Raw genomic sequence first — 15,243 nt, 5'->3', positions numbered from 1 at the left:
TTAAATACATATTTAAAATGTACGTCACCCAGCTTTCAAGGTGGCACACCTTGCCGCCGGAGGCTGCTTTTTTAGAGTTGAATAGTTACATTCATTTCTGCCTTTAGGTGGTGCGCGTGATGACAAAATTTTTCCCATTTTTGCGCTGGATGGCCCTTGTTAACCGACAGTCTGTGAAGTCGGATCTCTTCGCCGGGCTGACCGGGGCCGTGATTGTGCTCCCCCAGGCCGTGGCCTTTGCGGCCATTGCCGGGCTGCCCCCGGAATACGGGCTCTACACGGCCATGGTGACGCCGGTGGTGGCGGCGCTTTTCGGGTCGTCTTACCATTTGATCTCCGGGCCCACCACGGCCATCTCCATTGTGGTGTTTTCCGCCATCAGCCAGTTTGCCGAACCAGGCAGCGCGGCCTTTATCCAGTATGCCCTGACCCTGACTTTTCTGGCGGGTCTTTTTCAGTTTGCCTTCGGGGTGGCCAAGTTGGGCACCCTCGTGAACTTCGTCTCCCACACGGTGGTGACCGGGTTTACCGCCGGGGCCGCCATTTTGATTATTACCAGCCAGATAAAGCACGTTCTTGGGCTGGCCCTGCCACGGGGAGACTCCTTTATTGATACCTGGATGGCGATGGGGGCTCATCTTCCTTCGGTGAACGGATATGTCGTGCTCATCGCCGCCGTGACCCTTGGGAGCGCCGTGATCTGTCGGCATTTTTTCCCGAAGGCCCCCAATCTTCTTTTTGGGATGGTGGTGGGCAGCCTCACCTGCGCCGCGCTTCATGGCCCGGCCCACGGGGTGGCCCTGCTTGGGGAGATCCCTTCACAGCTTCCGCCCTTTTCGTCTCCAGAGTTTTCGATCCCCGTTATCCGCCAGTTGGCTCCCGAGGCCTTTGCCATTGCATTGCTGGGCCTGATCGAGGCGGTGTCTATTTCGAGATCTGTCGCGGCCAAATCAGGGCAGAGGATCGATGGAAACCAGGAATTTATCGGGCAGGGGATCTCCAATTTGGTGGGCAGTTTCTTTTCGAGTTACGCCGGTTCAGGCTCCTTTACCCGCTCCGGGATCAACTTTTCTGCCGGTGCGAAGACGCCTCTCTCCGCGATCTTTGCGGCCATGGCGCTAATGGCGCTTGTGCTCCTCATCGCGCCTCTGACGGCCTGGCTCCCCATCGCGTCCATGGGGGGGGTGATTCTCATTGTGGCCTGGAATCTCATCGATTTTAAACACATTCGGTTTATTCTTCATGTCAGCCGTTCCGAATCGTCTGTGCTTCTGGTGACCTTTTTCGCCACCTTGTTTCTGGAACTGAATTTCGCGATTTATATTGGGGTGTTGCTGTCTCTCATCCTCTTTCTCTCCCGCGCTCTGTCCCCGGATATTGTGGTGATGGCACCGGACCCGGACAACAGATCCCGGCAACTTACGAACGTTGCCAAAAAGCCTCTTTTTCAATGCCCTCGGATAAAAATTATCCGCATTGACATGTCTCTCTATTTCGGTTCGGTGAATACGATTCAGGGGCGGCTGGAGGAGGTGTTGGAGAAGGAGGCCGTCACCAACCTGCTGATTCTCAGCGAAGGCATCAATTATATTGACCTTGCCGGAGCGGAGATGCTGGTGGAACTCTCCGAGAGCCTCAAGTCAAAAGGGGGCGGACTTTACTTTTGCAATTTGAAACAAAGTGTGTGTAATTTTATTGCTCATGTGGGCTTTACCAATCGCATTGGGGCCGACCATATCTTTGAACACAAACGTGACGCCATCGCCGCTTTTGTCTTAAGTCAGGATGATTCCTGCCGCGAGAATTGTTCCTGCCTCGTTTTTAAAGAGTGTGGCCCGAAAGAAGATTTTCGGGTTTTTACCTGATGTGTGACTGGATAGAATAAACGGCCTTGATCATCGTTTCGGCCATTCAAAAGAAGAGGACCACATGGGTGGTAATAAATTTAAAAGCCGGAGCGAAGCGACTCCTCTGCCGATAGCCGATAGCCTATAGCCGTTTTGTTTCCCGGCACCCGTTTTTACATTGTCGTGGGCGAAACTATGACCAACGCCCAGTAAACACTAAACATATGGAGTGCCCCACGATGCTGGAATCCCTTGTGGTTGTCCTGGGGGTGGCCCTGGCCGCCCAGCTTTCCCCCGGACCTGACATGATGCTGATCTTTCGCCACACCACCACCTCTTTTCGGGCGGGGATGGCCTGCGTGCTGGGGATTTGCCTTGGCCTGTGTTTTCATGTGACCCTGTCTGTGGCTGGCCTCGCCGTTGTGATCCGCACCAGCCCGGTTCTTTTCAATACCATCCGGTATGCAGGGGCGGTTTACATTCTCTACGTGGGGATCCGGTGCCTCACCGGAAACTCCGGGCTGACCTTTGACGCAGAGGAGAGACCCGCGGCGGATTTTGGTCAGGCTTTTCGGGATGGTCTTTTCTGCAACCTGTTAAACCCCAAGGTGACCCTTTTTATCTTAAGCGTTTTTTCCCAGCTCCTGGCGCCCGAGACCCCCTTGAGCATTCGCGCCTTTTACGGTGTTGTTCTGGTGGTGGAAGGGTTTCTGGTCTGGGTGCTTTTTTCCATGCTCCTCGACCGGCCCGCCTTTCGAATTCACTACGAACGGTATCAAAACCCGATCTCCCGGGGGTGCGGGGTGATTCTTTGCGGCCTTGCCATTTTGATGGCTGTTTAGAGTAAAGGTTTTATATCCACCACCGGCGTTCCATCAATCGCTTCTATTGGCCCCACTTTTAATTTGTTCCCAGAGATCTCCAAAACCGTCACTTGATGAAGGCCAAGTGGATTGGGTCTATCCGGGGACCGTGTAGAAAAGACACCCGTGATCGGCCTGTTCCTGTCCCCGCGGGGGTGCAAGGTCAATATGTCACGGTGAGACTTGTGAAACCAAGTAATCACGATAATTTCACAACCCACTGTCATGCCTTGTAGTCCCTTTGAAACCGCGGAATTCATCTCAACCCATGCATCGGGTGCCCCTTCGTTCCCCTGGCGAGGTGCGTCTTCACGACTGGATAGTTCGGACCGGATGACCCCTATTGGCTTGATTTCGTAACGGGTTTCACTCATATTTTGTCCTTTCTGTGGCGCTCAACATATGGATTATTGACTGCATTTCATCAATCATAGGCCAAGCGTATTTTTTCATTTGTTAAAACGTGCTGAATGCGTTCTTGCCATCTGTCAGATCGCCAGGTTCCTAATTCCTGATGGGTCAGGTAATAGTTTTGCGGAATGGGATGAGTCCCAATCACTACATCAAGCCCATATTTAGCTGGAATAAAATCATAAAAATCTTGCAGCCGCGGACAAGGTGGATAGCCGACGACTAATCCCGTAGCAAAATGGATAACGTCTGTACCATTTTTTTTCATCTCTGCCGGTGCATACTCTATGTTGCCACCCGGACATCCTCCGCAGGTGGTGTAGCCAACTATCTCGATTTCCTCTTCCTTGTACAGAGCAAAAGCTCCTTCACGATTACGCATGGCGCGTAGGCATTTGCCGCCTGCGCACGTATGATAACGGTCACAAATTATAATGCTGATTTTCTTCATCGTTCGCCTTATTTTTCTATTTCGTAACTGTTCAGGTTAGGAAACCTGCTTTCAAGGTGGCTCACCTTGCCGCCGGAGGCACGTTTTTAAAACCGGATCTCCCCGCATTGGATCTCTTCAAAAAGATCGCTTGTAACGGGTAGATACCCCTGATTCGGGTGAAGAAAATACAAGGGGTCCGTGATGAGGGCAGGGTCGAAGCCCTCTTTTCTCAAGGTGACCTTTTGCTGCTTGAAGGAGACGCTGGTATCGCACCGATCGCGAATCCTCAGGAACCAGGGGCGGGCATACACGGGCAGGTGCGAGGTCACATAAGTCCCGAGGTCTTTCAGGTCGATCTCACATCCCGTCAAGAGGGTTAAGGCTGCCATGCCGGCCCTTCCTTCGGCCCCGTTGACTTCCACCCCGTACACATTGGCATCCTCGATCCCTCCAAATCGAAAGAGAAGGTCCCCGACCTCGTTTGTGGAGACCAGCTCTCCCTTCCACTTGAAGGTGTCCCCCAGACGGTCCACAAAGGAGACATAATCCTGTTCATGCAAGGTCATCAGATCCCCGCTTAAAAAATAGCAATCGCCGGAAGCAAAAATGCCCTTAAGAATTTTCTCATCCGTGGCTGACCCGTTGTTCTTGTACCCGGAGAACTGGTTGACGCCGCCTATCCTGGGGAGAAACATCCCCGTCTCACCCACCGTGCACTTTTCGGCAAAGCCTCTCTTGTCCCGATACAGCTCCCCGGTTTCCCGATCGCACCGGGCGAGCTCTCCCATGCGTATGATCCCGGCGATGGTCAGCTGCCCGATCATGCCGGGTTTGCCCTTGCGATTCATCATTCCCCCCACGCCTTCCGTGGCCCCGTAAGCCTCCACAATGCGCTTGATACCAAATCGCTCCTGAAAGGCCTCCCAGTACTCCGCCCGCATTCCGTTTCCGAAGATCACGCGCAAGGGGTTATCAGCATCGTCCGGTAACGGGGCCTGATTGTAAAGATAGCGGCACAACTCCCCCACATAGATGAAATGGGTGGCTCCGGCAGACCTCACGTCATCCCAGAATCGCCGAGCCGAAAACTTCCGGGCGAGGGCCATGGTTCCGCCCCACATCAGAGAATGGGGCCACGTGATGTTGATGCCGCTGTTATGGTACAGGGGAAGGCAGGCGTACTGCACCTCGCCCGGAATCGCTTCCATGGCAAACCCACCCACCGCATACCCCATTTGAAACCACTTCCGGTGGGTCAGCACCGTGGCCTTGGGCATGCCCGTGGTGCCGGAGGTGTAAATATACTCAAGGGTGTCAGAAAGGGTCACCGGCTCGGGAGGCGTGGGCTCGTCCACCGGTTGCTGGGCCAGCAGCGGGGCCAGGTCTTCCATCCCCTCCGGGGTGGGCAATTCCTGCCCCTCTTTTTCGACAAACACCGGGCCGGAAAGAGCCGCCTGTCCAGCCACATCGGCATACGCATCAGCCAATTCAATCCCCACAATCACGCCCCGGGCTTCCACCACGCCCAAGGCATGGGTCAGGACCTGCCCCCGGATATTCGTGTTCACAAGGGCCGGCACCACCCCTATCTTTGCCAGCCCCGCATGGATGATCAGGTACTCAGGCCGGTTCTCCATCAGGAGCGCCACGGTCTCCCCTTTGCGGAAACCCCGGGAAAGAAACAACCGGGCATATCGGTTGGCCAGCTCATTGGCCTGCAGGTAGCTCACCGTCCGTCCCTCGAAAAGAAACAGGGCCTGGTGGGGCCGCTTCCTCGCCTGGCGCCTGAGGACCGCGCCCACGTTCTGCCGACTGCCGAGCGAAAGAAAAAACGGCCCCAGAACCCCTTTGGCCATGGAGACAAATTGCCGTACCTGTTTCATAAACCCACCTCATGGTCTGTAGAATGATAGTCCCCGGTTCGTCTTCCAATACGAAACAGCAGGGCCACGCGAACCGTGCCTGGCCACGTCACCGCATAGAAAACCACACCTTCCTCTAAGAATCAATGTTTGCGAGATGGGTCTGCGTCATTGTCAAACGTGCCTCCGGCGGCAAGGTGTGCCACCTTGAAAGCGGGTTTGCGAATGCGCATTGGGTGGCGTCTTTTGAGGCTGAAATACATTCGCATTCGCGCGACGAGTGAAGGTCGGCACCGTACGACCCAAGGGGACAAAGTTAGGACGTTGGGAGGCAGGCGAAATATGTACTCGTGGTCGATTTAATCCGGAATAGGTGGCCGATTTGGCCGGAATTCGCAGTCAGAACAGGCAATATATGAAGAGAACTTCTTCTCGAAGCTCATAGCATATCTTGCCTGTCTTCTATTTTCCCATTTTGTTCCTGGTCATTCGGGGAATGCGAGGTATATCGCTTTCCTTATGGAGTTTGCGCTTTAACGTCTCTGATGGGGAGGTGGCGTTTGTTGGGTGTATTTGCTGTAAATAAGGTGTGCTAATCTTTTGGGTGGTCATTTCACAGGTCGTTTTGTAGGTCAAGCGTATCCAGTCTGTCCCCTCTGCTCTTTTCCTTGTTATTTTTTAGACTGTCTCGATACTGTCTGGCCATAGTTCCTCTTTTTTGTTGAAATTTTGGCTAATTATCAATATAAATAACTTTCATTGTAATGAATTTTACCCTATCATATCCCCAATAGTCGTTGTTTTGGTTTATTTAAATTATCTGAATATACTCTGGTGTCGCCAGACACTTTTTCTATTCTCTAATATTTAGTTGTTTTTGCATAGTTTAGCCTGCAATATTTTTTCATAGCCATTCTGAGGGAAATTTTTCCTACTTAGCAGTATTAGTGCTATCAATATAAATAGGTAGATTAATCATGTGTTACGATTTCAATATTGAAGAATATTTTGAATCTAAAGCCAAGAATGATGATGTTGTTAGTAAATTATTTAAAAGTTACAATAGTATAAAAGAATTATTAAGTGAAAAGTATTACCCTTGGATTCGTGATCAATGCCCGTATTATACTAACCATGGTAAATTGCATGTTGATTCTGTGATAGATTCTTCAAGTAAGCTTTTGCAACTAAGCATTGATAAGTTAAGTGATGTTGAGGTTTTTTTACTTTTGACGAGTATAGTTTATCACGATGTGGCAATGATTAAAGGAAGAATCGATCATCACATAAACGCCTCTGAGATAATATCACGATACATTGATCTTATGCCAAGTCGCGATTTTGCCCGCATTGTTAATGAAATTATTAAAGCTCACAGTGGTAAAAATGGACTGGCTATACCTTCGGGCTCCTGTGGTATTTCAATTAAGCAGAGATCACAAGAGGTAAGACCAAAGCTTATTGCTTCAATACTTAGATTTGCTGATGAGGTATCTGAAAATAGGACAAGAGTAGAAGAAGTGATAATTGATGAGGTACCTAATGAAAGCCAAATTTTTTGGCGTTATGCGATGAGTATAAGTGCCTCTATTCCTAAACCAATCGAAAAAAAAATCTCGGTCACAATCTCAATTGATTACGAAACTCTTGCTGAAGAATATGTTTGCAAAGAGTTTTGTAATAGGGTTACGAATGGGCAAATAAATATCATAAAATATATAATATGCCGTCTTGAAAAAATGAATAATGAAAGAATATATTGCTCTCATATATTTTCAGAATTAGTTGATATAAAGGAAATAGAGGCTGAGTTAACTGTTGTCAAAGGAATTGAGCGAGTTGAGGGTATTGAGGTGATTAATTTTTCATTTAGAGATGTGGGTTTGTATGAAGAGAATAAATACCCAAATGTTAGTTTTTACGATAATTTTTTTTCTAATCATAGTCATTGGCCACCAATAGCTTCACTTAACAAACAGTAGTTATTTTCTTGGGCATGTTGCGGAAATTGAGGAGGGTGAACAAAGAACATCCATAGGGCTAAAGCAATGGAGCATAATAACCTAATAACAAGGGAGGAGGACTATTAATTAGGCATATACTTTAACGGTAGAAATTCTCGGAAGGTAGGTTGAATGTCTAAAATTTAAAGGAGAAAGAGAAAAATAAAAGCGTAAGAAAATGCGATCATAACATTAGTAATAATTGAAGCTCAATATAAGGAGGTTAGGTATGTGTAAAGGCTGAATGAGGTAGATATTTTGTGGTTTTACAAACATAGCACATGGTAAGATAGTGCTGTTGTTGTAGAAACAAAGGGGTTTTTTGAAACTCAACTCATAGGAAGACGCAGTTTAGTACCCGTGAGGGGCTTTTAGGCTGACACACAACTCAACCTGGCCAGCTGAGTTGACTAAACAAAATATCAGTGTCGTGTTGGTTCGAACCCAACCATGCCCATCAATCGTTTATAGTATCGAAAGTGTATTATTAGGGGCTATAACTATATATTATGCATTATGCAAAAGAGGAATTTCTTCAAGCCAAGTGCAATTATATGGGTTCCCATAGAAACAGATTTACGGAGCTATGCACTTGGCTCCTAATCATACCACATATAGTGCATAGGGATATGGCCGAATTTCCGCTAAACCTTTCCTGATTTTGAGAGCGTTTTTCAACAGAAGAAGCATAAATCGAGTATCCCTGTGGCCTGATGGTTCAGCACTCGCTTATTTCTGACCCAGTACCAGGGCAACAGATAACTGGCGATAAGCCTGCTGAAGGTGCGGAAGATCCGGATTATTTTATTGAGTTACACGATATGCCATTATGACACAAACACAACATATAGTGGCATCAGGAGTTAAGTGCGTAGCCCAGTAGATTTATATAGGCTTGACGGGTGCCTGTCCCCTCGAATTCCTCTCGGGCGGTAAGGCGTCCGCATTCGCGTGACGTGTGTGTGGGCTGCTCCTGCTGTCGTAAGTGCTGGGTTTGGCTCACGGTGGAAGCATGTCGGACAACCTAGCCTATTGATGCCTTGTAGGACGGGAAAAGCGCGAAGCGTGCTCATCAATTGCTCGAAAGGTGGCCTCTACATTAGGGCCTGTATGAAATTGGCAAAAGAACCATGTGATTCGGTTCCCATAGAGAGGAAAAAACACAGGTGCAACCACGAACGACACGAAAAGCACGAAAGAAGACCGGGCAGGTATCGCGTGACGTGTGAGGAAAGGTCTGGCAGGTGCCTGTCCCCTTGAATCCCTTCGAATCGCTCGAATCATGAAACCTGAGTGCACAAAGAAGCTGTGGACCGTCTTCCACGAGATGAAAAAGGCAAACCAGGATATAGGATCCATGTGCTGTGATACCTTTGCCACGGCCTGTTACCTTCACCTCAAGGCAGAGGCCGCCCGCAAACTTATTCAACAGGTGCTGGATGTGATGGGGTGGGAGAACCGGAGAACCTTTTTCAACCGTCTGTTTGATTCTTTGCCCGGTAATGAGGTGCTGTATACGGAGGCGATCCCGAAACATTCGGAATTCAGGAGGTTGTTTGCGGGGGAGAAGAGTTAGGCGGGGATTGGTGGTGAGGGGCTTACGGTATTCAAGGTGAGAGCAAAGGCGGGAATCGATTGGTATTGTTCCTTGTGTGATGAAAAATAACCCATGCTGCCGGGCATTAAGCTGGGTACATGGGTTTTTGTTTGGGGTGAATACTGTTGATGAATTGTTGAGTTTAGGTGTATTGTCTCTGTTGAAATAGAATAATGTCCAACGTCAAGCCCCTTCTTTGATACATCATCATGGAGAGTATTTATGGAATGGTTTTATTTGGAAAAACAAGAAAACAGTAAACTTCCAGAATGGAAACGATCATTTGCCATAAATGATGACGGTGTGGTTCTTGTCCCCGGTGCACTGGCGGGAATTCCAGAAAATGAGGTCTACCTTTGTTCTCATTTTGATGCAACGCCTTCCGTCGAAAATAAAAACCATCGCTATTTTCCCTCAAAGTGGATGGCAAAAGAGTTTCCAAAATCATCACAGCTATGTGTGCTTATTGAGCAAGAAGCAGAACGAATAAGCGAAAAATCTTAGGTTTATGTAGAATAAAAGGGCCAGACGTACACTCTTGACAAAGATTTCTATCTTGTCAGATGTGTAGGCCTACCCCCTTCTCTTTTTCAAAAATGGAGAGTTAAATTATTGGAACCTGTAGTAATGAAAACAATAATCACATATGTTTCCATGAAATTTCTTGATCAGTTCTTGAAAGAGGAAGGGTACGGAAGATGTAAGAGCTTCTTATTTGCCAAGAAAAAATATCAAAGGCAACTAATATCGACAATTTATGACGTAATAGAGATTCACGAGAAGTCGTACCCACACGATGGTACGAATAATAAATTTCCTTTTTATAAATCTCAAATTTTATTTAAAACGTTAAATGAATATATTCTTTTCAAGCCACTGATTTCAACCGAAACTTTATTAAAGTTGTTCGAGGGTAACCCCAATATAATCATTCCAGCACAAGATGAATTAAATGCCTTTTATAAATTATTTGTCGATAAAGTTAATAGCAATAAAAAGCTTGTAAAGTTATTTATTGAAGAAAATTATCAGTCTAAAATCTTCGAAATCTTTGATGTGGTTGATAGTATTGATAAAAAAGTAACCTCTATAAAAAAAAATATCGAAAAAACAACCTTCACCCCCACTAAAAAATGGTTCAAAGAACAATGTCATTCATCAATACTTGACTTAGGAAATAGATACACTCATGAATTAAATTTTCAACTCGAAGCTTCTAATATTTTTGGAATTATTGGAAGGACTCAAGGCTTTGAAGAAAAAATAATAAATCAAATTGATCGATTGATGATTAAAGGCAAGAAAATATTAAAAATTAAAGCTGAAATACAAGAATATTTACAGCAATTGGAAGACTGTTTAGAGAATTTATCTGTAATTATTGAATCAAATAACTTGAGTGGAATTGATAACTTTCCAGTAGAATCTTTAAAAAAAATAGTCGGTGAAATAAAAGAAATTAATTATAAAATATATTTATATTTTACAGATAATGAAAACTTCGAAAGAAGTGATAGGCCGATCAGTGAATTGAATGATATTGGAGAGTTTAAATCCGAAATTTCAATTTTGTATTCAACCCTTAGCAGCCAAGTGTTCGATCTTGTCAATAACCCAGTATTAGTTTTGGAAGGTGAGGCAGGAATTGGTAAATCACATATGATAGGTGATGTCGTAACAAAACGAATAGCCAGTGATTATCAAAGTATTTTTCTGCTTGGCCAACATTTTGTAACTGATGAAGATCCCTGGACTCAAATTTTTAAACGACTTCAGATAAACATTACAGCCCCTGTATTCTTATCTGAAATTAATGATTTTGCCAAAAGTCATGAAAAACGGATTATATTTTTTGTTGATGCAATAAATGAAGGGAGAGGTAAGTTCGTTTGGCCGAGTTTTGTTTCAAGTTTTATAAGTGAATTCAATAAATATAGTAATCTTGGCGTTGTATTGACTATACGCTCTTCTTATAAAAAGTTGATTTTTCCTGAAAAAAAGAATTTAGATTTAAGTATTGTTCAACATACTGTACTCGGTTTTAGAAATGTTGAATATGAGGCAAGCAATTTATTTTTTGATAATTATAAAATAGAACGACCTAGTGTGCCTCTACTTCATAGAGAATTTCAAAATCCACTTTTTCTAAAATTATTTTGTGAAGCTATCACTAAGTCTAAATCACATAAAATACCCGATGGACTCCAAGGTATTTCTGCGATAATTGAGTTTTATATAAATAGTATAAATGATGTGCTTTCTAAACCCCTTAGGTGCCACTATTCTAACAACATAAATCTTGTCAAAAGATCCATCAATTCAATAGTCTCTCATAGGGCTAAGCACCCAGAAAAAAAATATATTACATATGAAAAGGCTTATGACATTGTAGATGATACTGTTGAAAGGTACACCAGTAAAAAAGGTTTTATAGATGAATTGATTACAGAGGGGGTTCTTTCTAAAAATGTTTTTTGGTCATCCCCTACTGAATGTGAAGAAGGAATTTACTTAACATATGAACGATTTGAAGATCATTTGGTGGCTCAGTTTCTGCTAAAGCAATACCCTAATTTTGAAACCGAATTCAAAGTTGGTGGGGACCTTAATCAATATGTAAAAAACGAAAAATCAATTATTCTAAATCAAGGATTGATAGATGCCTTTTCCATTCAAATTCCAGAAAAAAATGGATTAGAGTTTTTTGAAGTTGTACCTCTACTTAAGGATAAAGGTCCAGTATTAGAGTCGTTTTTAAACAGTTTGATATGGCGTAAAGATGAGACCGTTACCTCTAAGTCGTTAGACTATGTGAATAATCATGTATTAAAACATCATGATTCATATGATTTATTTTGGGAAACAATTCTTTCCGTAGCAACCGTACCAAACCACTTCTTCAACGCTATTTCGCTGCACAAACATTTGATGAAACAAATTTTACCAAATCGAGATGCTGGATGGACTCAACTTCTAAAATATAAGTTTTCAGACGATTCTGCTGTTAAGCAGTTAATCGATTGGGCATGGAAAGACAATGATAAAACTTATATTTCTGATGAGTCAATTAAACTTTCTGCAATCACTTTAACCTGGTTTCATACTTCAACTAATCGACAAATACGAGATTGTTCGACAAAAGCTTTAATTTGTTTGTTGCAAAATAGATTGTCAGTATTGATGGAGATTTTTAAGCTGTTTGAAACAGTAAATGATCCTTATATATATGAAAGACTTTTTGCAGTTGCATATGGCTGTGCACTAAGAACGAACCAAAAAGAACTTTTGTCTCAACTAAGTGAGTATATCTATAGAATAATTTTTGAAAATAAAAATGACGTATATCCTCATATTTTGCTTAGAGATTATGCGAGAGGGGTTATAGAATACACTAACTATTTGAGCTGTCAGCTGAGCTTTGAAATATCTGAGGTGAGGCCGCCTTACACAAGTAGCTGGCCTGCGACAATTCCATCTATTAAAGAACTCGAAGAAAGCTACAATAATAGTGATTACTTTCAACTTTGGGACTCGGTAATGGGTTTTGGCGATTTCGCAAGATATGTAATCGGTACAAACTCTCATCATTCTGAGTGGTCGGGTACAAAGAAAGGCGAAGCCCCGATTGATAGAGAAAAACTATTTGAAACGTTCAAATTTTCACTAAATTCTAATCAGTTGTCTCTCTTTGCTGAGCTAAATCCTATTATTACTTCATCGCAAGATCCTAAAGCTTTAACCGGTGGAATGGCAACGATAAAAGTGAAAGTTGCAGTAGGCCGGAAAAGTGAGGCGGAACTTGCTAAAATCAAAAAAAGTTTTAAGCAAACCCTTGATCAAGGGACGTTGAGTTTTTATGAGGAAGAAATTGAGCCATACCTCGATCACAATCATAATTTAATAAACACGGGTAAGACTTTTGATTTAAGAATAGCTCAAAGATTTATTTTTTCTCGAATCATCGAACTTGGTTGGAATAAAGATGATCATTACAACTTTGACAGGCAAGTTCGGATAGGTAGCAGTATTACTTCACATAATGAACGGATTGGGAAAAAGTATCAATGGATAGCTTACTATGAATATATGGCTAAGTTGTCAGACAATTTTATTAAGTATGAGCGATGGAATTTTGAAATGGATCGTGAAGAACCCTATCAAGGCCCATGGGATCCATATGTAAGAGATATAGATCCCACAATGCTCATTAAAAAAGCAGCAAGTTATAATGAAGACCAATCTAATAAGTATTGGTGGATAGATAATTTTATTTTTAATTGGGACGGCACACCCAACGAATGGATTAATAGCACAGACAATTTACCAAATTTTAAAAATTTACTTAAAGTTAATGACCCTGAAAATGAAGAGTGGCTAATCCTCGAAGGTTACCCCGAGTGGGCCGAACCAAAAAAAATTGGAGAAAAAAAATGGGATTACCCTCATAAACGACTATGGTGCCATGTTAGAAGCTACATTGTACAAGATATTGATTTTGAGCCAATGAAAAATTGGGCTATAAAACAAAATTTTATGGGTCGATGGATGCCTGAAAGCCATGATACATATGAACTATTTAGTAGAGAATATTACTGGTCACCAGCACACAAACATTTCATCGGTGAGTATCCTGGCGGTATTAAATGGGTCGATATTATTGATAGAGAATCAAGAAACAGAATTTCACAAGTTCATATCACAACCGAAAGTTTTTTATGGGAAGAAGAATTTGACTATTCAAAAGAGGAAAGTATCACCTTTTTAAAGCCAAGTACTTTTATCTACAAAAGCATGAATCTTAAGTACGGTATTAAAGAAGGTGAATTTTTAAACGCTCTCAATGAAACAGTATGTTTTGCAACCAATATTTATAACGACTCAAAGCGATATTTATTAATAAAAAAGGCTCCTTTTTTAGAACTCTTAGAAGAAAGAGGTTTAAAAATCATCTGGACTGTTTCTGGAGAAAAACAAATAATTGGTGGTGGAGATTCCAGAGCTAACGCTATCGGTAGGTTGGAGATAGACGGTGTCTATTACCATGATAACGGTATATTAGATGGGGATTTTCGTACAAAAAATACATAATTCAAAAAGGGGGGTCGCGTCTTGATATTCGACACGGACCAGGGGACAGGCACTATGCGTTCTCGAGGAGATATCAAGTCATGGAAAGTCTTATTATTGGTATTTTAGGCATGCTATTTGGTGCTTGTGTTACTTTTGCTTCAGGAAAACAGCAAACCAAAACATTCATTAACGGTGTTAAGGTCGAACTTAAGGATAAAGAATCTGTTTCCTTGAAAGAACAGTTTTATCTTACAGACTGTTTGATTAGAAAAATCAAACGGTCAGGATTTAAACCTGATTTAATTGTTAGTGTTTGCCCTGGTGGAGCAATAATGGGACCAGGGGACAGGCACCATGCGCTTGACCTCCACGCCAATTTGTGAGACACTCATTCCCAACAAGTAACCTGCCTTTTTAATTGAAATTCATTGCAAAACCTCATCAATATATTCGTATTTCTGACATGACACACCAATGTATAGGGGACCTACACTCTTGACAAAGGTTGTAAGTTCTTAAAAAAAGATGTGTAGGTGACCCCTTCTTATGCCCAAACGATTTTCAGTTGGATCGAATCCGGCGGTTTCGATTCCGGATGCGGTATTTCACCGACTCAGGAATCATTGGCTCCAAGACCTTTGTCCTGGCGACCTACGACATATTTAAGGATCGGCTTTACGGAAGCCGGGAGAGAGTTCCCAAGCGGGTGAAAGGGATCGATGGCATGTACTCAATGAAACGATTGACCGAGGCCTGAAACCGACATTTTATTCGAGAGTTCCAGACGCAACCCTGCCCCTGCGTTCATCTGTTGGATCTGAAGCCAGCTTTCTTTTTTGTTCCCGTGGCCTCTAAAGACCAGAGAAACCAGGGGACAGGCACCATGCGCTTGACCTCCACGCCAATTTATGAGACACTCATTTTCAACAAGTAACCTGCCTTTTTAAAAAGAAATTCATTCCAGGAAACCATCAATATATCCGTATTTCTGACATGACACACCAAGGAGATGAAGCGTATGCCTCGTATTCCCCGGATGGTCAGGACAGATCCCGGCCAGAAAACCGTTTATCATGTGATCAGCCGAACCGCGCTGGACGGCCTTCCTTTTAAAGATTCTGAAAAAGACGAGCTGGTTCGTGTGATCCGTCGATTTT

Annotated in this window: 11 protein-coding genes; 8 read left to right on the top strand and 3 right to left on the bottom strand. The window is 43.7% G+C overall.

The features are described 5' to 3' along the window. The first annotated feature begins 119 nt into the window (after positions 1-119). Together Q1Q75_RS17850 and Q1Q75_RS17845 are read left to right on the top strand one after the other, a co-directional pair. Complete coding sequence (locus tag Q1Q75_RS17850) at positions 120-1,865, top strand: SulP family inorganic anion transporter (RefSeq protein ID WP_300673420.1); 1,746 nt, start codon at positions 120-122, stop codon at positions 1,863-1,865. A 221-nt stretch (positions 1,866-2,086) separates the two neighbouring features. Next, the gene (locus Q1Q75_RS17845; RefSeq protein ID WP_300673417.1) at positions 2,087-2,689 is read left to right on the top strand and encodes a LysE family transporter; all 603 of its coding nucleotides are present in this window, start codon (positions 2,087-2,089) and stop codon (positions 2,687-2,689) included. Here Q1Q75_RS17845 and tsaA read toward each other — a convergent pair. The 3 genes from tsaA to Q1Q75_RS17830 form a co-directional block, all read right to left on the bottom strand. Continuing rightward, positions 2,686-3,084 carry a tRNA (N6-threonylcarbamoyladenosine(37)-N6)-methyltransferase TrmO gene (tsaA, locus tag Q1Q75_RS17840; RefSeq protein WP_300673414.1) on the bottom strand — a complete coding sequence of 133 codons (399 nt, stop codon included), beginning with the start codon at positions 3,082-3,084 and terminating at the stop codon, positions 2,686-2,688. The genes Q1Q75_RS17845 and tsaA overlap by 4 nt on opposite strands. A gap of 50 nt (positions 3,085-3,134) precedes the next feature. Further along, positions 3,135-3,572, bottom strand: coding sequence for a CGGC domain-containing protein (locus Q1Q75_RS17835; protein ID WP_300673412.1), 438 nt, complete (start codon positions 3,570-3,572; stop codon positions 3,135-3,137). 86 nt (positions 3,573-3,658) lie between these two features. Further along, positions 3,659-5,437 carry a long-chain-acyl-CoA synthetase gene (locus Q1Q75_RS17830; RefSeq protein ID WP_300673410.1) on the bottom strand — a complete coding sequence of 593 codons (1,779 nt, stop codon included), beginning with the start codon at positions 5,435-5,437 and terminating at the stop codon, positions 3,659-3,661. A 956-nt stretch (positions 5,438-6,393) separates the two neighbouring features. Here Q1Q75_RS17830 and Q1Q75_RS17825 point away from each other — a divergent pair. From Q1Q75_RS17825 to Q1Q75_RS17800, 6 genes are all read left to right on the top strand, one after another. Further along, positions 6,394-7,398 carry a hypothetical protein gene (locus Q1Q75_RS17825; RefSeq protein ID WP_300673408.1) on the top strand — a complete coding sequence of 335 codons (1,005 nt, stop codon included), beginning with the start codon at positions 6,394-6,396 and terminating at the stop codon, positions 7,396-7,398. A gap of 1,303 nt (positions 7,399-8,701) precedes the next feature. Continuing rightward, the gene (locus Q1Q75_RS17820; protein WP_300673405.1) at positions 8,702-8,995 is read left to right on the top strand and encodes a hypothetical protein; all 294 of its coding nucleotides are present in this window, start codon (positions 8,702-8,704) and stop codon (positions 8,993-8,995) included. Positions 8,996-9,238: 243 nt separating this feature from the next. After that, a complete protein-coding gene (locus Q1Q75_RS17815) occupies positions 9,239-9,520 on the top strand; it encodes a hypothetical protein (protein WP_300673402.1) in 282 nt (93 codons plus the stop codon). Positions 9,521-9,628: 108 nt separating this feature from the next. Then, positions 9,629-14,104 carry an AVAST type 2 anti-phage system protein Avs2 gene (gene avs2 / locus Q1Q75_RS17810; RefSeq protein ID WP_300673400.1) on the top strand — a complete coding sequence of 1,492 codons (4,476 nt, stop codon included), beginning with the start codon at positions 9,629-9,631 and terminating at the stop codon, positions 14,102-14,104. Positions 14,105-14,184: 80 nt separating this feature from the next. Then, positions 14,185-14,469 carry a hypothetical protein gene (locus Q1Q75_RS17805; RefSeq protein ID WP_300673397.1) on the top strand — a complete coding sequence of 95 codons (285 nt, stop codon included), beginning with the start codon at positions 14,185-14,187 and terminating at the stop codon, positions 14,467-14,469. A gap of 182 nt (positions 14,470-14,651) precedes the next feature. Continuing rightward, positions 14,652-14,843: a hypothetical protein gene (locus Q1Q75_RS17800; protein WP_300673395.1), complete on the top strand. Its 192-nt coding sequence runs from the start codon at positions 14,652-14,654 to the stop codon at positions 14,841-14,843. Positions 14,844-15,243: the final 400 nt, after the last annotated feature.

Origin of the sequence: Desulfoluna sp. (assembly GCF_030145185.1) — a bacterium.
In the GTDB taxonomy this organism is placed as follows: domain Bacteria; phylum Desulfobacterota; class Desulfobacteria; order Desulfobacterales; family Desulfolunaceae; genus Desulfoluna.
This window is presented reverse-complemented; position numbering and strand designations above follow the sequence as displayed.

Coding starts and splice junctions, on each gene's coding strand:
- Q1Q75_RS17850 (WP_300673420.1), top strand. CDS start 120: ATGACAAAATTTTTCCCATTTTTGCGCTGGATGGCCCTTGTTAACCGA.
- Q1Q75_RS17845 (WP_300673417.1), top strand. CDS start 2,087: ATGCTGGAATCCCTTGTGGTTGTCCTGGGGGTGGCCCTGGCCGCCCAG.
- tsaA (WP_300673414.1), bottom strand. CDS start 3,084: ATGAGTGAAACCCGTTACGAAATCAAGCCAATAGGGGTCATCCGGTCC.
- Q1Q75_RS17835 (WP_300673412.1), bottom strand. CDS start 3,572: ATGAAGAAAATCAGCATTATAATTTGTGACCGTTATCATACGTGCGCA.
- Q1Q75_RS17830 (WP_300673410.1), bottom strand. CDS start 5,437: ATGAAACAGGTACGGCAATTTGTCTCCATGGCCAAAGGGGTTCTGGGG.
- Q1Q75_RS17825 (WP_300673408.1), top strand. CDS start 6,394: ATGTGTTACGATTTCAATATTGAAGAATATTTTGAATCTAAAGCCAAG.
- Q1Q75_RS17820 (WP_300673405.1), top strand. CDS start 8,702: ATGAAACCTGAGTGCACAAAGAAGCTGTGGACCGTCTTCCACGAGATG.
- Q1Q75_RS17815 (WP_300673402.1), top strand. CDS start 9,239: ATGGAATGGTTTTATTTGGAAAAACAAGAAAACAGTAAACTTCCAGAA.
- Q1Q75_RS17805 (WP_300673397.1), top strand. CDS start 14,185: ATGGAAAGTCTTATTATTGGTATTTTAGGCATGCTATTTGGTGCTTGT.